13 protein-coding genes and 1 pseudogene are annotated in these 26,148 nt (G+C 35.1%); 2 read left to right on the forward strand and 12 right to left on the reverse strand.

Annotation, left to right across the window (positions count from 1 at the left end; genetic code table 11):
- Nucleotides 1-418 precede the first annotated feature (418 nt).
- The 3 genes from ACPWTF_RS11620 to ACPWTF_RS11630 all read right to left on the reverse strand — a co-directional run bounded on the left by ACPWTF_RS11620 (nt 419) and on the right by ACPWTF_RS11630 (nt 9,976).
- Nucleotides 419-3,253 carry a T9SS sorting signal type C domain-containing protein gene (locus tag ACPWTF_RS11620; protein ID WP_427875540.1) on the reverse strand — a complete coding sequence of 945 codons (2,835 nt, stop codon included), beginning with the start codon at nt 3,251-3,253 and terminating at the stop codon, nt 419-421.
- Nucleotides 3,156-4,286: a delta-60 repeat domain-containing protein gene (locus tag ACPWTF_RS11625; RefSeq protein WP_427875541.1), complete on the reverse strand. Its 1,131-nt coding sequence runs from the start codon at nt 4,284-4,286 to the stop codon at nt 3,156-3,158. Before ACPWTF_RS11625 ends, ACPWTF_RS11620 begins: the two co-directional genes overlap by 98 nt.
- 152 nt (nt 4,287-4,438) lie before the next feature.
- On the reverse strand, nt 4,439-9,976 hold the full coding sequence (locus ACPWTF_RS11630; RefSeq protein ID WP_427875542.1) for a T9SS sorting signal type C domain-containing protein: 5,538 nt from the start codon (nt 9,974-9,976) through the stop codon (nt 4,439-4,441).
- Between the two features lie 279 nt (nt 9,977-10,255).
- On the opposite strand from ACPWTF_RS11630, the gene ACPWTF_RS11635 reads away from it, so the two are divergent.
- The gene (locus tag ACPWTF_RS11635; protein WP_427875543.1) at nt 10,256-10,738 is read left to right on the forward strand and encodes a regulatory protein RecX; all 483 of its coding nucleotides are present in this window, start codon (nt 10,256-10,258) and stop codon (nt 10,736-10,738) included.
- A gap of 406 nt (nt 10,739-11,144) precedes the next feature.
- A complete protein-coding gene (locus ACPWTF_RS11640; protein WP_427875544.1) occupies nt 11,145-15,368 on the forward strand; it encodes an Ig-like domain-containing protein in 4,224 nt (1,407 codons plus the stop codon).
- A 36-nt stretch (nt 15,369-15,404) separates the two neighbouring features.
- Here ACPWTF_RS11640 and ACPWTF_RS11645 read toward each other — a convergent pair whose 3' ends face one another.
- The 9 genes and pseudogenes from ACPWTF_RS11645 to ACPWTF_RS11685 form a co-directional block, all read right to left on the reverse strand.
- Nucleotides 15,405-16,019, reverse strand: a complete 615-nt coding sequence (locus tag ACPWTF_RS11645) for a hypothetical protein (RefSeq protein ID WP_427875545.1) — start codon at nt 16,017-16,019, stop codon at nt 15,405-15,407.
- A complete protein-coding gene (locus ACPWTF_RS11650; protein WP_427875546.1) occupies nt 16,009-16,512 on the reverse strand; it encodes an RNA polymerase sigma factor in 504 nt (167 codons plus the stop codon). The genes ACPWTF_RS11645 and ACPWTF_RS11650 overlap by 11 nt, the downstream gene beginning before the upstream one ends.
- A 7-nt stretch (nt 16,513-16,519) precedes the next feature.
- Nucleotides 16,520-17,389: a TraB/GumN family protein gene (locus tag ACPWTF_RS11655; protein ID WP_427875547.1), complete on the reverse strand. Its 870-nt coding sequence runs from the start codon at nt 17,387-17,389 to the stop codon at nt 16,520-16,522.
- Between the two features lie 105 nt (nt 17,390-17,494).
- Nucleotides 17,495-18,631 carry an aminotransferase class I/II-fold pyridoxal phosphate-dependent enzyme gene (locus tag ACPWTF_RS11660; protein WP_427875549.1) on the reverse strand — a complete coding sequence of 379 codons (1,137 nt, stop codon included), beginning with the start codon at nt 18,629-18,631 and terminating at the stop codon, nt 17,495-17,497.
- 74 nt (nt 18,632-18,705) lie between these two features.
- Complete coding sequence (locus ACPWTF_RS11665; protein ID WP_427875550.1) at nt 18,706-19,344, reverse strand: NAD(P)-dependent oxidoreductase; 639 nt, start codon at nt 19,342-19,344, stop codon at nt 18,706-18,708.
- A gap of 188 nt (nt 19,345-19,532) precedes the next feature.
- Nucleotides 19,533-19,814 carry a FoF1 ATP synthase subunit delta/epsilon gene (locus ACPWTF_RS11670; protein ID WP_095928500.1) on the reverse strand — a complete coding sequence of 94 codons (282 nt, stop codon included), beginning with the start codon at nt 19,812-19,814 and terminating at the stop codon, nt 19,533-19,535.
- A gap of 96 nt (nt 19,815-19,910) precedes the next feature.
- Nucleotides 19,911-21,424, reverse strand: a pseudogene (atpD, locus tag ACPWTF_RS11675) (F0F1 ATP synthase subunit beta).
- A 234-nt stretch (nt 21,425-21,658) separates the two neighbouring features.
- Nucleotides 21,659-23,185 (reverse strand): G-D-S-L family lipolytic protein, encoded by a 1,527-nt coding sequence (locus ACPWTF_RS11680; protein WP_427875551.1) that lies wholly within the window; start codon nt 23,183-23,185, stop codon nt 21,659-21,661.
- 85 nt (nt 23,186-23,270) lie between these two features.
- The gene (locus ACPWTF_RS11685) at nt 23,271-26,099 is read right to left on the reverse strand and encodes a TonB-dependent receptor (RefSeq protein ID WP_427875552.1); all 2,829 of its coding nucleotides are present in this window, start codon (nt 26,097-26,099) and stop codon (nt 23,271-23,273) included.
- Nucleotides 26,100-26,148: the final 49 nt, after the last annotated feature.

Genomic DNA, 26,148 nt, shown 5'->3' on the forward strand with positions numbered 1-26,148 from the left:
TCAAAACAAGATTAATTGCAAAATGAAAAAGACAAATGCTTTATGGCCCCATATAAACAAGACTAAGTCTTTATATAGAATTAATGAAGCGCTCCAACTTTACAACAATCAACTTAAGGCAGATAAAACACTGTTTTTTAAACTGTGCTTTTTGAAGAAAAAATCAAATCATGGGCTTATAGAAAAATCATTTTGTCGATTAAAAATGCATTTCATCGACAAAAACCAACTACAAGGTACGATTTTATTGACATAAAAATTCACTGTGTAGTATTAAACCCATAATTTTAACACTAAAACTCAGAAAATATAAAAAATAAGAAAAAACTGTTAATTTAAAAACACAAACAATACAACTAACTGTTTATCAATATTCTATGAAAAGAAAAAGTAATTAGACAAGTTTTCAATTCAGTCTTTAAAAAATGACTTTTTTTGAAGCAGATTTTCCATTTTCGAAAATGACTTTTACTAATAAAACCTGATGAGAAGAGAACAAGTTTTCGATAGAAGTTCTTTTGGTTTCAAGCTGATCTTTTCTATACAGCTGATTTCCTAAAACATCAAATATTACTACCTCTTTTATTGTTTCAGCGAAAGAATCAATATATATGTTGTGGTTTTTAACCGATACTAAAATATCCTTCCAGAGGTTATCAGAAATATTGTTTCGTAAAGTTGTATTACAGTAAATTATAGAAAAACGATCATTAAAGGTTCCTGCTTCAGAATCAAATTGATAAGGAAGTTCAGAAATATCATGCGTTTTATTTAACTTTTTATCGATTAAGAAAATAGGTTTATCATTAAAAAAATCATCTTTATGATCTATTTCAATTTTTAAATTATCACTAACTGTAGTTTTATAACCTATAGCTATTGAATCGCTTTCTAAAAAAGGCAATTCACGGCCTTGGATTACTAATTTTTTATTTTCGATTACACTATAAAAATCCAATGGCATTCCTGAACTTAAATATTCTGCATCATAATTCAGATCTAAAGAATTTGAAGCGCCTGTTGCATATCCTAGTAAAATCTGTTTGAATTCACTATCGTTATTTTTAATGTTTAGCCAAAACCTATGCTTTTCGGCAACAGATTTTGCTTGTGAGTTTGGAGCTGGTCTAAAAAAGGAAGTATTTTTATCTCGAACTTTCATGCTGTTTTTAAATTCTAGGAAGCCTGTTACGTTGCTTTTTACAAAAAAGGCTTGTCCCGAAGCAATTGTACCGTTAGGTGCATCATTACTAACTCCAGAACTTAAAGCTGAGCTTGTGCCAACACCTCCTAATAAATTGTAAACTGCATAATCATCATTAGTATATCGATAGGTATTAGTTCCTGGAATTGTAATTCTAGGCGGAGTGTTATGCGTCCAGAAGTATAATGCTCCCTTTGTTTTCGGCTCATTTTCTGTTAAGAAATCATCTGCACTTATGGCACATGGATATGGATTACCAACTAGATAAAAACGATCTGCGGCAATCAACTCAACTTCTATTTTACCATTGTTTGGAATTCCTTTGAAAACACCTTTAAATATTGCTCGCTCTGTAGTAGAAAAACTTTGCGGAGCTCTAATGCTGTAGCCACGACCAGAAGCCATAGTCATGCTTCCGTAAAGGTTTGTTTTCCAACCTGCAATAGGATCATACCAAGAATATTTGTCAAAAAGTGTTTCAGGCGAAAAATCGAATAATTTCATATCGGCCACTGGAGAAGACCAATAAGTGAGATCGAATCTAATTATTGGCTTTGTTTTTCTTTTTACATGAACAATTCCAGTATTTACAATATCATCGTCATCTTGATACAAACTGGCAGAATTTTCTAAAACAAGTATTCCTTCACCAGTATAAGAAAACTCAATACTGAGTGTATTATTTTCAAGTAATGTTACTGTTTTTCCTTTTTCGATAGTACATCCACAAATATTAGTTGTCGTCAAATTTGGAAAACTTTCTTTAAAATAAACATCTTTTCCTGCAGACGGATAACCGTTGGACCATGAAATTCCATCCCAAGCTGTGGTATTAACGCAAAGTTTTAAACGGGCAATTCTATGTTTTGAAATACCAGAAACAGAATTAAAATTCCCTCCGATCATCAATCTATAATCTTCATCAAATTTCATTGCAAACAGCATATTATTTGATGGTGCCACAAAAGAATTATCATACAATCCTGAAGGCAGTAAACGAATCAATCTAGAAGAAGCAATAGTATTATATGTTCCCGAAAAACTTCCTCCTACCAAAATTCTATCGTCTGGCTGCACTAAAATAGCACGAACATCTCCTTTACTAAAGCCAGCGCCTGATTGGAATGTAGCATCGAGACTTCCATCACTATTTAATCGAAGAATGCGTTTTTGTGAAACCTTATTAAAAGTCAAAAAAGAACCTCCAACTATAATCTTATTGGATTGAAGTGCAATTGCATAAACATATTTATCAAAACCCTCTTTTATATTAAAGCTAGCATCAATACTTCCGTCTTGATTTAACCTTACCAAACCTGCAAAAGGCATATCATTAAATTTTTTAAAATGTCCTCCCACAAGAATCTTTCCGTCTAATTGAATAATTACACTTTCTATAGTTCCGTCAGCACCTAAACCAATATTAAAATCAGGGTCTTTTGTTCCATCTGACAGTATTCTAACAATTCTACTCGTATTAGCTGTTGAACCATTATACTTTGTAAATGCTCCAGCGGCAATTATTTTTTGATCAGGCTGAATTGCTAATGTATATACTTGTCCATTAAACCCATCACCTGTCTTCAATGATTCATCTATTTCTCCATCCGAAAATATTCTAACAATCCGATTATTGGTAAGATCATTGTATTTTGTAAAATTTCCCCCTAAAATAATCTTCCCATCAGTTTGCAATGCTGCAGTTTTTACCAAGTTATTACTTCCTGAATTATTAAAAGCAGGATCAATCATTCCATTTTCTAATAGACAAGTAATTTTGGGAGCAACATTTCCATTAAACTTTTTAAAATTGCCTCCAACTATTATCTTTCTATTTGGAAGTGGCAGAATACTAAGAACAGAATTGTCAAATCCAATTCCAGAAGCCAAATATGAAATATCATGTTCGCCATCACTACTAATTTTTACCAACCTGCCTTGATTTTGGCCATTAAAAACAGTAAAAGAGCCTCCTGCAAACCAAGAATCTTCTTCGTCTAATTCTAAAGCTAAAACTGAAGCAGAAGCAGTGTCCAGAGCCGATATCAAAATTTGGTTTTATACTTCCATCAGATTGCAGAAAAATCAATCTTAACGCTTCAGTAGTATTGTAAAATCCTGTAAAGGATCCTCCAACCATGATATCACCGTTCTTATTAATTCTAATTGCTGAAACTCCTTCTTTACTAAAGCCAGAACCTGTTACAAAACTTTCGTCTTTAGTCCCATCTTCGTTCAATCGAATAATTCTATTCGCGACAGTATTATTAAAAAGGGTAAAGTTACCTCCTAAAACCATTTTCCCATCAGGCTGTAACGCTATGGCATTAACATCATCATTAAAGCCAATACCACTATTGAAGGTAGAATCAAAAGTTCCATTGGCATTTAATCGAATGATTCGATTAGCAGAAACACCGTTAAATACTGTAAAATTGCCTGTGAGAAGTATTTTCTGATCAGATAAAACTTTTGCGTGTGTAATGTTTAATGCAGATCCAGAACCTGTTAAAAAAGTAGAATCGAGTGTTCCGTTTGGTAATAAACGTGCCACTCTATTTACTGTACTATTATTATATTTTGTAAAACTGCCAACAATAATTATCTCCCCATCAGGCTGTACGGCAATATCATAAACAATTCCTGTAGTTGCTCCAATTGTTGTATTAAAAGTGGCATCATAAGAACCATCTTCGTTTAGACGGATTATTCTTCCCGCACTAATTCCGTTATAACTTGTAAAGTTTCCTCCAACTATAATTTTCCCATCTGACTGCAAACAAGAAGCATAAATTTTACCATTGAAACCCGTACCTGTATTGAAACTTTCATCGATAGACCCTTCTGGATTTAAACGAGTAAGATATGAAGTTGCTGCTCCATTCAAACTCAGATAATCTCCTCCTACAAGTAAAGTTCCATCTTTCTGAAGAAGAAGTGTACGCACAGTATTATCAAATCCATCTCCATTTTGGCCATCATCTAAAGCGTTAAATGAACTGTCAATTTTTCCTTGCTGTGAGAAAAGCGTTTGAGAGCATATCAAAATTAGTATTAACGAATAAAATATATTTTTAATCAAAACGGTGTAATTAAAGTTTAATATTGTAAGAATTAAACTAAATTATAAAGCCATAATTAAAAACACAATACCCAGATTTAGGGATTTTTTCTATAAAAAAAATGCCCATTCTTTAATAAAAGAATGAGCATTTGAAGAAATATTATTTTTTACTACAAATTAGAAAAAATCACTTTTTTAGTAATTATAGAACCATTTTCTAAAGTTACTTTAACTAATAAAACCTGATCACTAGAGTGTAAATTTGTAATTTGCAACTCTGATGAATTCACTTTGTATTTGCTGTATACTAACTGACCGCCAACGTTGAAAATAGTAACATCTTTGATCGTTTCTTTAGAACAAGTAATACTAACTGTTTTGTTTTTTACAGAAATCAAAACACTATTTTCAAGACTTTCTATGTCGTCGGTTCCTAATGTTTTATTGGTGTAACGTAATACAAAACGATCTGTAAAAGTTCCGATGCCAGTTTTGAAAGTATAATTTGTAGCGCGAAGATCTGTTATTGTTCCTGTTGTTTTATCTTCCAGATAAACCGCTTGTTTGTTAAAAAATCCATCTGCATGATCTATCGAGATGGTAAGCTGAGTTTCAGCGACTGATTTATAGCCAAGAGGAATTCTTTCTGTATTGTCAAAAGGCAAACTTCTCGCTTGGATAGACAGCTTTTGTGCCTCATTAATAGTATAGAAGTCTACGTAAGTGTTTCCTGCTAATGTAACAGCATCATAATTGTAATCGAAGCTGTTTGTTGCGCCTTCTGCGTATCCGATCAATATTTGTTTATAGGCATCGTCGGTATTGCTTAGATTTAACCATAAGCGGTTTACTTCAATTGCAGCTTCTTTTGCGGTAGTTTTAAAAAATTGCGAGTTTTCTGCTTTTACACGCTGGCCATTATTAAATTTAATCGAAGTAACTTTTGGTTTTATAAAGAAACCTTGACCTACACCGATATATCCCGAAGGAGTCTCGCCTCCAGTTGTAGCTCTTGTTGCTCCAAGCAATGTGAATACTGCATAATCTGGACTGCTGTATCTGTAGGTATTGCTTCCTTCCGCTTTTTTTGGCAGCGATACATGCGTCCAGAAGTATAGTGCTCCAACATCTCCATTATCGGTAATAAATTTTCGGCCATCGATAGCAGATGGGTAAGGGTTTCCGATAAGAAGATATTTATCTGGCGTGGTTGAAATCGGAATGTCTCCATTATTAGGTATTCCTGAGAATTTTCCAATAAATTCAGCAGGAGTTTCAATGCTAAAAGACTGCGGACCTCTAATGCTATAGCCTATCCCAGGTTTCATTTCCATATTGCCGTAAAGATCTGTTGCCCACTTGAAACTAGAAGACCAATAGGAATACTTGTCAAATAAAGTTTCTGGAGATAAATCTTTCATCATAAAACCATCTTGTTTCGTTGAAGTGATAGGGCTAGACCAATAAGTCAAGTCAAAACGACGAATTGAAGTTGCTCTTTTGTATACAATATCTCCACTGTTTTGTACATTGGTAGTTTGTATTAAGCTTGAGCCACTTTCAAACACCAATTTACCATTACTTGTTACCTTATTTGTGATTTCCAAAGTTACTCCCGATGGTATAATTACATCCGATCCAACTGTAATAGTTAGAGAACATGCTGTTATATTTGGCTTAGCCAGTGAAAAAGGCTGACCATTTGCTAAAGACGAAATCGTAACACTTTTACTTCCATCAGGTTCTCCATTTGTCCATCCTGAAGGTCCCCAATCTGTATTAGAGCTTGTATCTGTTATTGTAACAGTAACTGCACTTGAAGTACAACCTGTATCATTATTTGTAACAGTAAAACTATAGGTGTCTGCTGCTAAATCTTGAATAGCTAAAGAAGCACCTGGCCCAGGATAACTTTTTGGCAGAGCCGTTACTCCTGTTTGATTAACAGTCCAGTTTCCAGATAAACCTGTTATTGTTATGCTTCCTAAAGTATTACATGCAGCATCGTTGTTTTTTGTAATTGTTGGGGTTGTAGGTATTGGTTTTACTGTAATTGTTCCAGAAAGTGTAACAGTTTCACAAGCACCTTGCAACGCAACAGTATAATTATAAGGACTTGCAGAACTTACATTTGGGGTTCCGCTAATTCTTAAAACACTTCCTGACCATGCTATATTAAGTCCAGTTGGAAAACCTGAAGACATAACTACATTTCCTCCAGTAGTCGCATAAGTAATGTCTGTGATTGCTGAGTTAAAACATATAGATTGTGCATTTGTACCTGCTCCTGAAGTTAAGGCAATTGTATTGATCGGATTTACTCTTATTGTTCCTGTAGCCGTTACTGTTCCGCATCCGCCATTCAAGGTAACAGTATAAGAATATGGAGTTGCCGAACTTACTGTCGGAGTTCCGCTTATAGTCACTACATTTCCTGACCAGCTTCCTGTAACTCCATCTGGAAGACCTGTTACAGTTGCACTTGTTGCACCAGTGGTAGAGTAAGTGATATTTGAAATCGGAGTGTTGATGCATGCAGTCTGTGCATTTGTACCCGCAGCTGAAGTCAACGATACCGTATTAATTGGATTTACTCTTATTGTTCCTGTAGTTGTTACTGTTCCACATCCGCCATTTAATGTAACAGTATAAGTATATGGTGTTGCAGAACTTTCTGTCGGAGTACCACTTATCGTCACTACATTTCCTGACCAACCTCCTATAACTCCGGCTGGAAGACCTGTCACAGTTGCACTTGTTGCGCCGTTTGTTGAGTAAGTAATATTTGAAATCGGAGTATTGATGCATACAGTCTGCGTATTTGTACCAACAGCTGAAGTCAACGATACTGTATTGTTTGGATTTACAGTTACTGTTCCTGTACCACTATCGGCAGAAGAGCATGTACCACTTTTAACCACAGCTCTATAATAAGTAGTTGCTGTCAAATTAGATACTATTAAAGATGTATTCGCAGAATTAGGAATATCAGTAACTGGTGAAAATGTATTCGATGGTGAAGATTGCCATTTCGTAACTGACCCTGTATGACCACTTAATGTCAAAGTAGTACTATTAGTTCCTAAACAAACTGTTGTACTACCTGAAATGCTTCCTCCAACAGAAACTGGATCTACAGTAATTACTGCGCTTCCGTTCATGTTCAAAGAGCAACTATTTGGAGAAGCGTTTGTAGCAACTACAGTATAAGTTCCTGCTGTTGTTTTTAATCCAAAGTTAATTGCCGATCCTGTTGTTCCTGACATAGGACTTCCACTATTATTTCCATTCAATTTCAATTGATAGCTTACCCCTGTAGTCGAATTAGAGAGACCAACAGCAACACCAGTACCTCCCGAACAGTAAGATCCTCCGCCTGTCACATTATAAACTGTTGGAGCTGCTTTTATATTCACATATGTAGTAGAAGGACTACTTGGACATCCACCGGCAGTAGTTACCACGACTGTTGCGTTCTTAATTCCTGTGCCCGTACAAGTTATTGTTGGATTTTTAGCTGTAGGTGATGAAAACGTCACACCAGAAGATGTACTTGTCCAAGAATAGGTTACACCAGATGCCGAAACATTCTCGACATCTAATTGAATAGGCACTCCTTCACAAGCCTCTAAGGTTTTATAAGTTCCTTTAGGCGTTGTTGTAGCAATTGGCACCACTTGTGAGCTTGGAATCAAAGCAATGTTATCAATAATAGACCCAAGAGTAGTAGTTTCTAGAGAGTTGTAGAATTCAATCCATATTGACGAACTTGTCGGTGTAAATGGAAAACTAATAAATACAGGTGTGTTAGTAGTATCATTAGTCGTAAAAGTTCTTGATATGGTATTTGATCCATCTATTATTTTAAAATCAACCGCAGTCGTAGGGGAGGATCCTGTTCTTCGAGCATAAAGAAAACTTAAAGTATAGGTAACACCTGGAACAACGGTTACATTTTGACCTAATGAAGCTTGCGAATCCAATTCTGCAGTAATATTAGTATTGTTGCTATTTCCGAAATAAACACTTTCATCATAAACCTCAACATACGATCCTTTTGTAGTAGCTCTTGTCCAATCAGTTGTTCCATTACTAAAGTCACCATTTTTTATTAAATTGGTAACGCAAGTAGAAATGACAACCTGATCTGTAGATGTACAACCACCATTGGTAATTGTCCAATTCAGAACATATGTTCCCAAAACCGCTGGAGTAAATGTAGCAGTACGACTAGTAGTACTATTAAACTGACTTGCCGATGTACTTGGCCCGTTAGCAACTGACCATGCTCCAGTACCTACTGTAGGCGCATTCGCGGCCAATGTGAAAGAAGCGCTATTTCCAATTTGATCTGAACCCGCATTGGCTGGTGTTGGAAGTGGAGTCACATTTACTGTAGAAGTATTGGACATTTGTAGTGAACTTCCACAAGCTGATGTAGCGAGTACATTAAAAGTAGTATCTGTCGTTAAATTACCTGTAGGTAAGCTAATCGTTCCGTTTGAACCAGCAACTGGAGTTCCTATATTAGTACTTCCATTTCTTAACTGATAACTAACGCCAAGTTCCGAATTCGCAACATTAATAGTTGTGCCTGAACCTGAACAAACTGGTGACGATGTTACAGAAATAGTTCTATTAAGAGGTGATGCTACTATAGTTTGATCTCCCGTTTTTAGTACTGCATTACCTGGTCGTACTCCGCTATGATTATCTCCAAACCAAGCGACTAGCTCATAAACAACATCAAAAGTAAGATTATTTATTCCTGCCGCTAAAGGAGTACCATCTGTAGCACCTCCACTATTGGTTGCAGTAATTGTAAAAGTGTATGTTTTAGTATCACCTGGAGCCAAATTTCCAGCATCGACTCTTACATTATAATCAGTCCAACTCGTTCCATTAGTATTCCATTTGATTCCGATATTAAAATCTGACGAGGGCGTATCTGTCCAAGCCTTTGAACCAGTATTTTTTATAGTAACCGAAACATTTCTGGTTTCTCCTGCACACCATGTTGTAGATCCAGTATTTGAAGATATAATTTGGTATTGATAACTTGGAGTATATGTAATTCTAACTTGCCCGTTTGCGCCAGCTCCTCCAGATCGATCACTACCAGCTCTTTCGCCACCGCCGCCGCCGCCGCCGGGTATAATTCCACTTGCTCCATTAGCACCTACACCTCCCGCACCTCCTGTATTTGGAGTATTTCCACTATTTCCGCCATTCCCTCCAATATTACTACCAGAACTACCATTGGAGCCTGGCAAATTTGTTGTACCACCAGATGCTGTACCACCAGCTCCTCCTGTAGTTGCTCCGTTATTTTGAATACCACGTGCTCCTCCATTAGCCAAAAGCGAATTTGAAGCTGTGTAAGTTAGCGTTGTCGCACCTCCAGCAGTCCCATTACCAGTACTTCCAGTTCCACCACTCCCAATAGTATAACTAATATTTTGACCTGCTGTTACCGAAAATGTCTTTAAAGAATAACCGCCGCCGCCGCCGCCGCTACCACCAACATTATTATTTCTCGAACCTCCACCAGCTCCACCAGCACCCCATATTTCAACGGTTACTTGGGTAGCACCTTGTGGAACTGCCCAGCTTCGTGTACCTGGAGTATTATCTGTGAATACAATCTGCGCAAAAGAAGAATAAGCAAAAAATAAAAATAAAAACGAGTAAAGTAATTTTCTCATCATATATCAGTAGGTATTTGTTTGTAAATTTGTTTTTGGTTGCTTAAAGCAAAAAAGGCATTCTTTTCAAAAAGAACAATGTTCTTTAGGTAATCAGCTGAACCTTAAAATGTTAAATTCTGGCATTTTAGACCGAAACTTAAAATGTTAAAATTCCGTACAAAAATATTTAAATTAGCCTAATACACAAGGTTATAATTTATTTCTTTTTATAAAATATTAACAAATTTCAGAATTATTTTATAACAAATCGAGCATAACTGAATTTAAACGTTAAAACGCATGAAAAACCCGACGAACAGCACTTTCACCATTAAAGAAGCTTTACAAAAGTTAGAGCACTTTTGTGCTTATCAAGAGCGCTGTCATGATGAAGTTGTGGCTAAACTATATAGCCTAAAAATGACTCGTGATGAGATTGATATTGTTCTAGTACAGCTAATTGAAGGGAATTTTTTAAATGAAACTCGCTTCGCTTGCAGCTTCGCAAGAGGCAAACACCGGATTAAACATTGGGGAAAAATCAGAATTACAAATGAATTGAAAGCAAGAAATATTTCTTCAACCAATATTACTTTGGCTCTGAAAGAAATTTCTTCTGAAGAGTATTTTGAAACTTTTGAAAATCTTGCAGAAAGATCTTGGAATTCTATTTCTGAAACCAATCTTCTCAAAAAACGTAAAAAATTTTGCGACTACATGCTTCGAAGAGGTTATGAAAGTAATTTAGTTTACGAAAAAGCAAAAGAATTAGAAGAAAACTAAGTTCATTTTTCAGCACTCAAAAAAGAGAATATTTGCAACTTTTCTAAATTATTTAAAATTCTCTACTCCCCTTTTAAACACCTCAAAAGGCACATTCTCTTCAGTTATAAATTATTCCGTTTTTGAAGAATTTATAGCAAATCTGACGTTTTTTAGTCAAAAAACTCAAAAAACAGTCTTTAAAAGCTTCTTATTTTACGAATATTCTTATAATATTTTTCATGATTTTATAAGAATATTTGCCGAACATTAAAATTTTTAATGTAGTTCATCGACTATTTTAACAATTCATCGATTAAATGAGGGTTCCCAAAACCCTATCAAATTGTAGCTCGTAGATGTGTATATCTTTGCGCGGTTCGAAAAGTCTTATGCCAGCATAACAAATTGATAGAAAACATTTAACATGAAAAAAACTTTACTTTTACTTTTGTTTTTATTGCCTTTTTTGGGAGTTTCTCAAGTTAATTTAGTCAAATGGGACGATCCATCTGGTGCTACAACTGCTAATGTTACCCCAGCATACAGTAATGCAGTATCTGCTGAAAACCTAAGCGCAAATGGAATCTCATTTCAGCCTATACAATGGGAAGGTTTTAAAGGAAGTTCTTGGCCATTTTCTTTCAGCATAGATGAAAATAAATACTTTCAGGTTACAGTATCAGCTAAAACTGGATACAAAATAAAACTTGGAGCTTACAATTTCACCTATAAAGGAGATGGTAATTTGTACGTAAAAAGATATCAAGTACGCTATTCTAAAGATGATTTCGCTACTAGCACCTTATTACTAGATGAACCAACTCAAGCTGGCAAAGTAAACAAGTCAATAGATTTATCTAAAATAACTCTTTACGCTGGAGAAAAATTAACGCTTCGTATTTATGGTTACAAATTACAATCGGGTAAAGACGATAACTCGCCTCTATTTTTAATGAATCGTAATACTGCTACAGAAGCAGGAAACACTAGCCCAACAATTACTGGAACAGTTTCTGCTTATGATCCAACTGTTTTAAATGCAAATGATGATCTTGTGACTACACAAGAAAAACGTACTATTTCATTTAATCCGTTGACGAATGATACTAATACCTCTGGTGCAAGTATAACTTTTACGCAACCATCAGCAACCGAAGGAACAGTTAGCAGGAACGGAAACATCTTTACATTTGCTCCTGCAACAAATTTTAAGGGAACATCTACATTTACTTACACGCTAACAAATGGAGCCAGAACTTCTACGGCAACTGTCGTTGTATATGTAACAGATCTAAGTCCAAAATTAATTATTTGGAATGGAATTTTAGCCCAACCAAAAGCAGTTGTAACCGACCCTAACATAACTGGAAATGATATTACTGGAACTGGGTTTGAATTTATTACAAACAGCAACCCTGACTATTTTAACGTTAAAAAATTAGAAAACGGAGGTTCAACAACATTAACATTGAACAGATATGTTCAAATGAGTATTACACCAAAAACAAATTATAAATTAACGCTTACACAATTCAATTTTATATATAATTCTCCATCCGGATCTGAAGGTGCTTCGATGTTTGAGGTACATTATTCAACTGATCCGACTTTCCCTAGTGGAGGAACAGTCCTTTTGGGACCAACAACAGCAGTAAAAAGGGCCGATACTCCAGTTACTCTAAATTTTCCAACAGGAACAACAGTTTCAAGCAATACGAATCAAACATTTTACATCAGAATATATCCGTACGCTGTTCAAAATTTATATAACGGATATTTTAAAATAAAGCATGATTATGGTGGAGAAGTTGGACCAACTCTTACTGGTATTGTCGAGCCTTCAAACTTAATCACTGCTAATCCAGATACTGCAAATACAAATTCAGCCACCGCTATTAACATTCCAATTTTAGCAAACGATGAAAATTATACTCCATTAGCGTCCATTAATGCTACACAACCAACAACGGGAGGATCTGTTGTAGTTAATGGTACAACAAATGTTACCTTCACGCCAACAGCTGGTTTCGTTGGAACAACAACTTTTGAATACACTATCTCAAATGGAACAAATTATTCGACAACAACCGTAACTGTAAACGTTACCGCCCCACCATGTACTCCAATTGGAGATCAAACTTCTTTTGGATCTAATGCTTGGATTGGCTATGTTTATAAAATGGCAAATAATGCTGCCATGCCTCCAAATGTTTCATATCCAGCTTTACCAAGTACTAGCATTGCAACTTACATAGGAACTGTATCTGAAAACAAAAACTTTGATAGAAATATTGGAGGTGGTTCTGTTACAGGTCTAACTTCAAATTTTGCTTGTGATGCTGCTCCTTCTGACCGATTCTTTGTACGATATAAAATGCTTGCTGATATTACCGAAGCTGGCGTATATAGTTTTGATATTGGAAGCGACGATGGAGTAAGACTTTATGTCGATGATGCATCTGTTCCAGTTATAACAAGATGGAATGGTCACGGTTTTACTATGGATTACGCTACACAAAATCTAACTATAGGCCAACATAAATTTGTTCTAGAGTATTATGAAGACGGCGGAGACTCAAGAGTTTCTTTTTTCATTGGCATACAAAAAGGAAATCCTACTGAATATGGAGACAAAGTATGGAACGTTTATGGTTATGTTAACAACGATATAACCTTACAAAATGTTAGATATGCTGGTTATTATGTTGATCCTCATTTAAATCCTGATTCAACAAATTATTGGCCAAAAGACAAATCACCTTCGTCTGCAACCATTTGGCAAGGTTCTCAAGTACCAGACAACAATTTTACTGTGGTTTACAAACGTAAAAGTTTCGATTGTGGATTATATCAGTTAAAACATATGAATCATGATGATGCTGTTCAGCTTTATATCGATGATAAATTAATCTTTTCTAAAGATGGGTGGGACAATGCTACTTATTTAATTAACGGAGGAGACCTTTACCCTTTAAACAGCGAATCTAAAGTAGAAATACGCTTAAGAGAAGATGGTGGTGATGCTAATCTTGGAATTAATTTTACCAAAACGGATATTGTATACAATGGAACTGGCACTATTCCGAATGGTAGCTCTTTAGTGATAAGTGCAAATACAGAACTAAAGTCAGATATTACAGTTTGTTCTTGTACCATAAATCCGAATATCACATTAACAGTTCCAAAAGATGTTACTTTAACTGTTGATGAAAATGTAAACGTTGGTACAGGAGGAAAACTTTTAATTTTAGACGGAGGATCATTTCTTCAAACTTCTACAAGTAAAAATATGTTTACAGGAAGCAATACTGCTTTTCAAATAGAAAGAACAACCAAAATTCGCCGTTTTGATTTGACTTATTGGTCAAGTCCTATCACTTCAACGAAACAAGATGGTTTTATGATGAAAGATTTATCTCCAGAAACTTTATTTGACAAATATTCCTATTGGTCTTCTAGTTTCAAGTGGGCAACAGATCTTTACGGCAATATGGAAATGAAACCTGGGATAGGCTATAGCATTAGAGGCCCGCAGTCTTTTAGCACTGAAACTCCTGCTGAATTTATTGGAAAATTCTTTGGAACACCTAATAATGGAGACATTCCAATTTCAACCACAGCAGATAAATATATTCTTATCGGAAACCCTTACCCATCTGCTATCGATGGCCGAAAATTCATTACCGATAATGGAGATGTTGGAGCACTATACTTCTGGACGCATGTATCGCTGCCAAAAAAAGCGGAAGGAAGCAATACCTACAAATACAGTAGTCCCGATTATGCAGTATTCACATTGCTTGGAGCAACAAGGGCTACAACTGGAGGCGAGACTCCTTCGGGATATATTGGCGTAGGCCAAGGTTTCTTTATAAAACCAAAAGTTACTTCAGTTAAATTTAATAATGGCCAGCGTATAAAAGCGCAGAACTCACAATTTTTTAAAACTACATCAAAGGAATCCGCAATTGAAGTAAACCGCTTATGGTTAAATCTAAGCAATACCGACGATGCCTATAAACAAATATTGATCGGATACGCAGAAGGCGCAACAAACAGCTTCGATTACAATTATGATGCTGTTACGCTAGCAGGTAACTCTTACATAGACTTCTATACGATCAATGAGGCCCAAAAGCTGTCAATCCAAGCGAGAAGTTTGCCTTTTGACAATACAGAAGGAATTCCTCTTGGCTATAAATCAGTCGCTGAAACTCAGCTTACAATCTCGATAGATCATGCAGATGGATTTTTTAACAAACAAGCGGTTTATCTGGAAGATAAAACAACAGGCACTATAACAGATCTTCGCGCTTCAAATTATACTTTCAAAACTGGCATCGGAACTTTTACAGATCGTTTTGTATTACGTTATACCAATAAAACATTAGGTACCGATGATTTTGAAAATTTAGAAAATGGAGTTTTAGTTTCGATAAAATCAAAAGTAATAAATGCAGTTAGCGGAACTGAAAATATTAAAGAAGTACAAATCTATACTATAGGCGGACAATTGCTTTACAACAAAAGTAAAATAGATGCAAAAGAATTAGAGATTACAAATTTACATTCTAGCAATCAGGTTTTACTAGTAAAAGTAATTCTAGAAAATGGTCATGTAGTCACGAAGAAAATTATATTCAATTAAAAAACAAGAAACCCATCATTGATGGGTTTCTTGTTTTTATTCTTCTTTCAACTCGTCAATTACTTTTTTAATCTCTTTAGCGTATTTTCCATAAAACTTCTGAACCCACCATTCTAAAGAAATCCCCATAGAAAGTACCGTAAAAACAATGATAGCAAAAAAACCAAATAATTGTCCATTAGTAAATTCGTGATTTAATAAACCCGATTTTTCAGAAAGGCCATAAAAATAAAAGCCCAATAAGTAAACAACGATAAAAGGAGTTAGCGAGAAGCCAAATGTTTTGTACAATTCCATATTCAGTCTAATATCAAAATACGTCTCATACAAACTATCTTTTGTTTTCAATGTTGTTGCATTCAATCTTTTAAAAAAGAAATATAATTTTACTAAATAATAAACGCAAACAGCCAAAAACAAGCTATAGATTAAATAGTATAAAAAAATCATCTGTGTATTAAAATGACAAATTAGCGGAATTGTTCCCATAAAAATTATGGATACAATTTGATAGATAAATTCATTTTTTAGATTTTTTCTGATTTTGTCTAATGGCGTATTAGCAGATTGAATCTTTTCTAAGTTTGATGGCAGAACAACATTTTCAGGTTTTTCGTTATTCCATGCATTTTGTATGTCGTTAAAATCCATATCCTTGTTTTTTAATAATTTCTTTTAATTTTTCTTTGGCTCTATTCAATTTCACTCTAGCATTCCCTTCAGAAATTCCTAGATTTTCTCCTATTTCTTTATGAGAGAATCCTTCCAGTTGGTAGAAAATGATAGCCTTATCTATTTTTTCAAGTTTCTGTACTGCTTTGTATAAATGATCCAACTGACTTTCTTTTATATGAGAATCTCCTTCATCATCTTTTACATTTTCTGAAGCGATTTCATACCTGTCTACCTTCCGTTTTTCTTTCCTCAAAAAGACAATTGCCGTATTTACTGCTACTCTGTACATCCATGTCGAAAACTGGCTTTCGTTCCGAAAAGATTCATATGATTTCCAGAGTTGGCATACAATCTCCTGAAACAAATCCTGCTGATCATCAGAATTATCCATATACATCTTAGAAACTTTATACAAAATTCCTTTATGGCTTTCTATTCGATTTAAAAACTCTTGTTCCTTCTCTTTCAAAACAGCTTTAGTTCATTACAGATTTTACAGTATATCCTTCTTTTCTCAATAAATTAATAACTCCATACTCACCTCCTAAATGCGCTGCACCAACAGCAATAAAAACACCATTTTGCTTTAATAACTCCGGCATTTGTTTTACCCAGTTTAAATTTCTATTATCAAGAATCTGCTTTTTAGTTTTTTCACTTGTAAATCGTTTATCTGTACTAAATGCATACATCGCTTCAATGTTTTCTTTCTTGTAGGTATCTACTAATTCAATTGTTTCTTCAGGAGTTGATTCTTCCAAAAGCGCCAGCATTTCATCTGTAGAATAAGCATTTTCAAGAATTTCGAATTGAGACTTGACAGATTCTAATCCCGAAATAGAAACATTCCTTTTTTTGGCTGCATCTGAAAACTCCATTTCATAAAACTTCAAATCTGTACAACCAAAACTTTTCATAGAAATCAGACTCAAAACCGTCACAAGATTAAAACTGTCTACTTGCTGTACCGACATTCCAGTGCTCTTCTTTAAAATAGAATCTAATTTTGTAAGTTGTTCTGGTGTTAGCTTTTTACTCAAAGGTTCTTTTCCCATTGCCAATTGCTGCATCTGGCTCATTTCGTTCGGATCTGTAAAGTTGATTTCTAAAAACAATTTATCCGATTTCTCAAAAGCTTTTTGGGCTTTTTCAGATAAAAAATAATCTTTTGAACAGATCATATGAATCGTTCCGTATAAATAAGAAGATTTCTGAAGCCCTTTTCCTGAAACTTCCCAAAGAAGAGAATTTTCCAGTTTTGAAGTTTTGCTTTGAGCTGAAATGTCATTACAAACGAAAAAGAAGAATATAAGTAAAGCTGCTATAAATTGAAATCTAGTTTTCATGATTTAATATCGTTTATTTGATTATAGCTTGTAAGTAATCGAATAAACAAAACGTTACAAAAAACTTTACTCTTTTTTTCAAATTTAAGTCTTGAAAATTAGAATCTAAAAAAGAAAATCTCTTAATAGCGCTAAAACCTGATTAATTTCTTCCTGCGAATTATAACTGTGAATACAAAAACGAAGACGTTCCTGATTTTCTGGAACAATTGGCGAAACGATCGCCTGCACATCGAATCCTTTATTCTGAAGTTCTTCTGCCAACTTTTTGACATTTTCATTTCCTGGAACAATTGCAGAATGAATTGGAGATTTACTGTGAACGAACATTGGTTTTAAACCCAACAAATTTTTCTGCTGATTAAAAAATACAATATTCTGGCGAAGCTTTTCAATACTCTCTTTTTCGATTTCTAATTGCTGATAAGCCATAAAAATTGTTGCTACAGCATGAGGCGACAAAGCAGTTGTAAAAATAAAACTGTGTGCAAAATTGATTAAATATTCTCTAAGTTCAATACTTCCTAAAATTGTCGCTCCTTGAGATCCTAAACCTTTTCCAAAAGTTACGATTCGAGCAAAAAATTTATCGTGTAGTTTGAGATACTGAGTCAGTCCTTCCCCTTTTTCTCCAAAAACACCCAAAGCGTGAGCTTCATCAACAATTAAATAACAATTGTATTTTTCTGAAAGCTGTATCAATTCTTCTAAATTCGGACTATCTCCATCCATAGAAAAAACAGTTTCGGTTACAATATAAATTGTGGCATCTGGAAATTTAAGAATGTATTTTTCTAAATCTTCAAAATCATTGTGAATATAATCATGCGAATTTGCTCGAGACATCGCAATACCATCCTTTATAGAAGCGTGACATAATTCATCATACAAAACAACATCATTTTCTTGCGGTACAGCGCTAAAAAATCCTAGATTGGCATTGTACCCCGAATTGAAAATTAAAGCCGCTTCTGCCTCATGAAATTGAGCTATAAAACTTTCTGCAATTGGATAAAGAGAATGGTTTCCTGAAGTCAATCTAGAACCCGTAGCTCCATTTTGAAAAATCTCATTTTCTAGCAAATAAGCGTGAGTGTGTTTGAATAAAGCTTCCGATTTAGAAAATCCGATATAATCATTTGAAGAAAAATCAATCAGATTATTAAACACAGGAAGTTTTCTAAACTGATTTCCCTGTCTAAAATTTTCTAATTTACGATTAAGATTTTCTGGCGGCTTCATAAAATCAAAGTTAGGCAATTCATTTTAGAATTAACAAAACAGCGGATTATATGAAATCCGCTGTTTTTCTAAATTTAAATGGCACTAATAAAAGGCGATTGCATAATATAATTTGACTCGATCATTTCTTTTACCATAAACTTTGAAATATCTAAAGCCGAAATTTTTTCGCCCAAACAATCTTCAATATTTACAGCGATTTCAGAACTGTCATTAGAAAAAACAATGAAAGGAACACGAACCTGTGTCCAATCTATTTTACTATCAACCAAAAGATCATAGGTAAACTGTCGGTCTTTTTGGATTTCAGGATAATTCGTTTTCATCCAATCCGTTGCCATGATCGTCTTCGGACTCTTCTTATCAAATGGGGTGTCTATATTTAAACCCGCCAATAAAACATATCTCTCAATACCGTTATGTTTCATGGCATTCAAAACATTCTTTGTTGCCTGACTGGCAACCATAGGCTCACCTGGCCGTTGACCAATAGTACTGACCACTGCTTGACAATCTTTAAGCAATAAGTTTATTGATTCTTCATTAATAGCATCACCTTTAATGATTTCTATTTTTGAGTTTTGAATGGTAAAATCGTCCAGATTTCTCAATAGAAGTTTTACGCTAAATCCGTTTTCTAATAACTGGTTTACAAGATATTTTCCAGTTCTTCCGCCGCCGCCAAGAACAGCAACTTTTGATATATTTTTCATATATTCTTTATAAAATTTGACATAAAAAATGTTGCTTCATTATCCAATCATGAAGCAAAACTGTAAAAGCTTACTGAGCTTTTACTATTGGTCGAATATTTTATAAAGAGATTTTAATAGCTCAAAAGTAATAAAATAAAAAAAGCCAGACAATACTGTCTGGCTTTTCTGCTTATTTTGAAATTATCTTAGTCAACTAAAACAATTATCTTATTGTTTTTCATTTCGATTGTTCCTGACTTAATCTCTAAAGTATAAGTTTGGTCATTAACTCTCGTAAATTTATCAGCAGCCTCTTTAGAAAAATTGAAGCTTGGAGCTGCAATTTTAATTGTTCCTTCTTCTAAGATAGAAACAATTGGCGCGTGATGATTTAAAATCTGAAAACTTCCATTAACTCCTGGCAAAGTAACCGATGTTACCTCTCCTGAAAATAATTTCGCTTCTGGTGATACTATTTCTAAAATCATAACTGTTTTTTAAAATTCCAAATTATAAAATTCCAAATCCCAATCTTGGAATTTGGAATTTTTATTTTTTTGATTTTATCAAGCTCTGCTTGATTATTATGCTTCAGCTAACATTTTCTCTCCAGCCTCGATTGCATCTTGAATAGAACCTTTCAAGTTAAAAGCTGCTTCTGGAAGGTGATCTAACTCACCATCGATAATCATGTTAAATCCTTTGATAGTATCTTTAATATCAACTAATACACCTGGGATACCTGTAAATTGCTCTGCTACGTGGAATGGCTGAGACAAGAAACGTTGTACACGACGTGCTCTTGCTACTGAAAGTTTATCCTCTTCAGATAACTCTTCCATACCAAGGATAGCAATGATATCTTGTAATTGTTTGTATTTTTGAAGAATCTCTTTAACTCTTTGCGCACAGTCGTAGTGCTCGTTTCCTAAAATTTGAGGAGTTAAGATTCTAGAAGTAGAATCTAACGGGTCAACCGCAGGGTAGATACCTAACTCAGCAATTTTACGTGACAATACCGTTGTTGCATCTAAGTGGGCGAAAGTTGTAGCTGGCGCCGGGTCAGTTAAGTCATCCGCAGGAACGTAAACCGCTTGTACAGATGTAATAGATCCTTTGTTTGTAGATGTAATACGCTCTTGCATTGCACCCATTTCAGTTGCCAATGTTGGTTGGTAACCTACCGCAGATGGCATACGACCTAAAAGTGCCGATACCTCAGAACCTGCTTGTGTAAAACGGAAGATATTATCAACGAAGAATAATACATCTTTACCTTGGTCAGATCCTGCTCCATCACGGAAATACTCAGCGATAGATAATCCTGAAAGTGCCACACGTGCACGAGCTCCAGGTGGCTCATTCATTTGTCCGAAAACGAAAGTAGCTTTAGACTCTCTCATTCCTGGCATATCTACTTTAGATAAATCCCATCCTCCATTTTCCATAGAGTGCATGAAATCATCACCATATTTAATAATTCCTGACTCTAACATCTCACGAAGCAAGTCATTTCCTTCACGTGTTCTTTCACCTACTCCTGCGAATACAGAAAGTCCACCGTGACCTTTTGCGATATTGTTGATCAACTCCTGAATCAATACTGTTTTACCAACACCAGCACCACCGAACAATCCAATTTTACCCCCTTTTGCGTAAGGCTCGATCAAATCGATTACTTTAATACCTGTGAATAAAACTTCAGATGAAGTTGATAAATCTTCGAATTTTGGAGCTTGTCTGTGAATTGGCAAACCGTTTTCTCCAGTTTTTGGCAAATCACCTAAACCATCAATTGCATCTCCAACAACATTAAATAATCTTCCATATACATCTGGACCGATTGGCATTTGAATTGGATTTCCAGTTCCAACTACCTCATATCCTCTAGACAAACCGTCTGTAGAGTCCATAGAGATTGTACGAACAGTGTTTTCCCCAATGTGAGATTGTACTTCTAGAACTAAGATAGTTCCGTCTTTTTTAGTGACTTCTAGTGAATCATAAATTTTTGGAAGTTCAACATCTTTACCGTTGAAAACTACGTCAACTACTCGTTCGCAATGATTTGAGCAACTTTTCCTATTACTTTTGACATTACTTATGTATTTATTAAATAGCTATTTAGGTTTATCGAAAATACCTCTTTTTTCAGAGCGCAAAGATAATTTTTTAAAATATAAAATCAATTTTTTTTTCATAAAAAATAGCATGATTTTGTTTGATTCATAAAACTTGGCTAAAAAATAACAAAAACAGCATTTTTTTATTAAATGAAAAAAACCGCTTCATTGGTAAAATGAGCGGTTTTAAGGTTAAAAATAGTTATACATTATAATGTAGCCGGAAATAGAACTTGATAATTACCAATATCTACACCTTTTAAGTTAGAACCATATTTAGCATTAATCGCTTGGATAAACTTATTAGCAATAAAAGCATATCCTCTTGGAGATGGATGAACACCATCTAAAGAAAACATACCGCCAGTAACAAATGTCGCTTTTAATGTAAAGCTATTCATTGTAACTCCGCTTGGCTTGTTTAGATCATCCATAATTGTTTTAGCATCAACCATTGCCAAGCCATTTGCTTCAGCCGCTGCTTTAATTACAGAATTATATGCTGTAGTCGCTACTTCAATCTCTGCCACTTCAGAAGGCAATAAAACATATCTGTCTGGCAACGGAAAAGTAATTCCTAATTGAGAGAGTGAAGCAGAAGGAGAAGCGATTCCGTCAGCAGCTACCGATGGCGCTTTTCCAATTCTTGACGAAGCTCCTAAAACAATTAAATCTGTAGGAAGCGCTTGTCTTGCTCTTCCAAAAATCATTCCCATTGCTGTAGCAGTATTCACATCTAATCCGCCACCCATTAGCACTGCTTTTAAATTGGCTGACAAATCTGGCAACGTTTCATCTACTATTAGCAACGGATTATTTCCTGTTGCAGACAAAAGTTTAATTCTATCCCCTTGCCCTAAAAATTTCAATGCATTACTCAATGGCCCATACAATTGTGCATTTAAAGTACCAACCATACTCGCTCCTCCAACTGTTAAATTAGCCTGAGTAAGCTGATTGTATGCTATCACATGAAAATGAGGAAGAGTGGTAATATTTGGCAAATTAGCTATAACTCCTTTTCTTCCGCCTGCAACAAGCTGAGCGACTAAGCCTTTATAAGCTGCCTCAAAAGTCGCTGGGGGCGTTAATGGATTTACAGTAGGATCTCCACCTGCAGTAGCATACCCCAACTCATCATTCCCTCCAATCCATAAAGAAAAGAAAGTTGGATTTTGACTTAAAGCATCAGCCAAAACAGTTGTTGTCGCGCTAGATGCAAAACGAGCAAAATAAGGATTTGCCGTTCCTGTAGCAACACCTGCAACATTACCATAACCAGAAGCAAGCAAATGGAAGCTTTTTGCTCCAGGAACTCCTAAATTATTAAATGTTCCTGACAAATGAGCTGTAACCTCAGTTGTTGGCACTCCCGTAACCGGCACAGGCGTTCCATTAAAATACAAACGCGGTCCAGCAACAACATTTCCTCCTAAAAGCAAACCGCCGATATTATCATTTGCAAAAGGCGTTTTGAATTCGCCCCCGCCCACTAGAGCAAATTGCTGCGCTAAAATATTCGGATAGGCTCCTTCTTGACCTTTAATAAACAAAGCATTATCACTAAATCCTGCCGCAAAAGAATCTCCTAAAGCAACATATTTGGCAAAATCAGCAGATCCAGAGGTCAAAGGCTTACCATCAGACGACTCCACTGGAGGAGTCACATCATCATCACTATTACAAGCCATAAAGGTTAACGAAACCAATAAAAGCCATTTGAAATTTTTTATCATAATTTATAATTTTTTATAATTATCTGTTTCCAAATCTGCATCGAGAAACATAAATAATGAATTTGACTAAGAGTTAAACAATCAATTATGGATTAATAGTCCAAGAAGCAAAATACTGCTGTCCGATTAACCCAGCTCCAATTACTTGATAGTATTCTTTACCGCCAATATTAGCAGCTCCTAATTTTACTACCGATTTCAATTTCGGAATTCCATAATTAATCTGAGCATCAATTACAGTTGCCTCTTTAATTATACCATCAGCAAAACCAGCCTGCCATAAATATTCACTGTTCCACCTTCCGCTAACATTAAATCCGAAATTCTTAAACAGTTTATCATTTCCAATTGACATTTTAATTCTATGTTTTGGCGTATTAAATCCAGGCTCAAAACTTGGATCTTTTGCTTGATCAAAATCAAACTGAGCATAATTGTAGTTCACTCCCAACTCAAAGTTTGAAATAATTTTTCTAGAAAGTCCAACTCCAAATCCCAATGAATTTATTTCTACATCTGAATTTGTATACAATTGATACGTTCTATATTCTCCATTTTGAAGCGCTCTAATTGACTGAACACCCGGATCAGAAGTTCCTGCAGCAATGTTAGGATTATCTTGAGCAGTTCCGTAGAAAGGAGAAACTACATTTAAATTTCCAATAAAATTGTTGTAAATATTATAGTACCCATTAATATCTATTGAAGTACCTTCAAAAACAGAACGGTATCCTAACTCAAACGCTTTTACTTCTTCTGGCTTTACATAATTAGCTCTAGATTTTTTCAACAGCGCAGCAGCACCAACTGGATCTGTTCCTGCCATTGCAGAAAATGCAGTTACCGAACTTGCTATATAAGAGTTCCCATAAGCATCATTACCATTCATAACTTTTGTTGGACTTCCTGTATAAAGCTGGCCTTCTGCACTTAAATTGAATGTTTCGTTAAATCTAGTTAAGTTATCAGGAGCAGAACCCAACAATACCGCATTTCCAATATTAAATCCTATGTACTGATCTTGAGTTGTAGGATTTCTAAAACCTGTTTGGAAAGATCCTCTGAAATTATGATTTCTTTTTTCGCCTGCAGAGTACACAAGAGATAAACGTGGAGAGAAATTACCATCAAAGTTTTTAGATTTATCATAACGAATAGACCCTGTGAACTTCAATCTGTCGTCCATAAATTTTTTCATCAATTGCGCATATGCACCATATTCATTGTAATTTATCTGACTATTAGCATCCGTGTAAATTCTTCCATGAGAATTTAACTCATACGCTCTGAAAGAACCTCCAACTTGAATTTCAGCAAATTTTATTACGTCTCTGAAATTATAATTTGCATCTGAGTGATACATTTTTGAATTATCAACCAATCTTGATCCAGTTAAAACATCTGGATCATTTATAACCTGATTGAACGCATTGTTAAACTGAGGCGTTCCTGGTAAAAAACGGCCTGTATCTGCTGTAGATCTAGCCGCTGCATGTGCTTGCTGCGGATTCATTCCTGCCAAAGTTCCTTGTATAAAAGCCCCAGCATATTGACCAAACCAAGTATTATCGTCTTTCCATTTTCTATTTACATTAATACCGGTAAAAATCATATCATAAGAATTTCCTCCATCCTCTCCAGTCATATAACCTCTTACAAAAAAGTTTTTCCCTTTAAGCTCTAATTTATTCTGATACATAAAAAAGTTATTCAAATAATACCTGTTTGCCCCTTGATAAACAGCATTACCAGTACCAATTTTACTCTGCCAGATAACTTCCAACCTTTCATCTCCAAAAGGTCTTGCATGCAAAGAGAAATCAACTTTCATATTCGCCGCTTTATTATCTGTCAAATCAATTTCATTATACCCTGTTCTACTAACCATAGAATTCGGCAAAAGATTAGATGCCCCAGCTGGAATCAAACCCATTGCTTCTAACTTCTGACCAACACCTTTAATATTTGTAGCCGCTTCATCTCCATACACGTTAATTCCATCATAACTAGGGTTCGTTCTATCAACACCTGCCCTAGTCTTGTCATTATAATTTGTAGCATACCAATCAGTAGCCTGCATGTAAGTAATGTTTGCTTTAGCCGCAATATATTTATTAAAAGCACGAGCAAATCGAACACCAAAATCATAATAGCCATTTGTGCCTGCAGCCTCTTGAGAAGTTATCCCATACTTTAAATAAGCCGAAACTCCCTGATCTACAAACGGGCTTTTACTAGTCATAAACAAAATCCCATTAAAAGCATTAGCCCCGTATAGAGCAGATGATGCCCCTGGAAGCAACTCCACACTTTGAACATCAATTTCCGAAACCCCAATCATGTTTCCTAAAACAAAATTCAATAACGGAGACGAATTATCCATTCCATCTACTAGCTGCATAAAACGAGTATTCGCTACTGTAGCAAATCCCCTAGTATTTATCGACTTGAACGACATACTACTTGTGTTCATCTGCACTTCTTTCATATTTTCTAAACCATCATAAAAAGAAGGAGAAGCTGTCTTTTTGATTTCCTGAACCCCCATTCTCTCAATGGTTACAGGAGACTCCAGAACTCTTTCTGGCGTTCTTGATGCAGAAACTACAATTTCATCCAATTTTGTTTCTTCATCTTTTAAAATCACATTTACTTTTTGATTTGCAGCTGTTACGTTTATCGTTTTAGTCTCAAATCCTACCGCTGTAACTTTTATAGAAAAAGGCAGTTTAGCATTAGTAGTCAATTTAAACGATCCATCGAAATCAGTAGAAGCACCACTATTTTCTCCGACAACAACAACATTAGCACCAGGGATAGATTGCTTATTAGCATCTGTAACCGAACCAGTAATTGTATTCTGCGCAAAGGACACTCCGCTGAATAACAACATAATTAGCAAGTAGACTCTCATTTTGGGTTAGTTTTTCGTTAGTATATATAGCCAAAATAAGAAAATATTT

This window comes from Flavobacterium sp. MMS24-S5 (assembly GCF_050320125.1).
In the GTDB taxonomy this organism is placed as follows: Bacteria; Bacteroidota; Bacteroidia; order Flavobacteriales; family Flavobacteriaceae; genus Flavobacterium; species Flavobacterium tyrosinilyticum.

What these genes read in the sequence shown, in the direction of transcription:
- ACPWTF_RS11640 (WP_427875544.1), top strand. Translation starts at nt 11,145, where the DNA reads ATGAAAAAAACTTTACTTTTACTTTTGTTTTTATTGCCTTTTTTGGGA.
- ACPWTF_RS11660 (WP_427875549.1), bottom strand. Translation starts at nt 18,631, where the DNA reads ATGAAGCCGCCAGAAAATCTTAATCGTAAATTAGAAAATTTTAGACAG.
- ACPWTF_RS11680 (WP_427875551.1), bottom strand. Translation starts at nt 23,185, where the DNA reads ATGATAAAAAATTTCAAATGGCTTTTATTGGTTTCGTTAACCTTTATG.
- ACPWTF_RS11655 (WP_427875547.1), bottom strand. Translation starts at nt 17,389, where the DNA reads ATGAAAACTAGATTTCAATTTATAGCAGCTTTACTTATATTCTTCTTT.
- ACPWTF_RS11630 (WP_427875542.1), bottom strand. Translation starts at nt 9,976, where the DNA reads ATGATGAGAAAATTACTTTACTCGTTTTTATTTTTATTTTTTGCTTAT.
- ACPWTF_RS11670 (WP_095928500.1), bottom strand. Translation starts at nt 19,814, where the DNA reads ATGATTTTAGAAATAGTATCACCAGAAGCGAAATTATTTTCAGGAGAG.
- ACPWTF_RS11635 (WP_427875543.1), top strand. Translation starts at nt 10,256, where the DNA reads ATGAAAAACCCGACGAACAGCACTTTCACCATTAAAGAAGCTTTACAA.
- ACPWTF_RS11665 (WP_427875550.1), bottom strand. Translation starts at nt 19,344, where the DNA reads ATGAAAAATATATCAAAAGTTGCTGTTCTTGGCGGCGGCGGAAGAACT.
- ACPWTF_RS11645 (WP_427875545.1), bottom strand. Translation starts at nt 16,019, where the DNA reads ATGGATTTTAACGACATACAAAATGCATGGAATAACGAAAAACCTGAA.
- ACPWTF_RS11685 (WP_427875552.1), bottom strand. Translation starts at nt 26,099, where the DNA reads ATGAGAGTCTACTTGCTAATTATGTTGTTATTCAGCGGAGTGTCCTTT.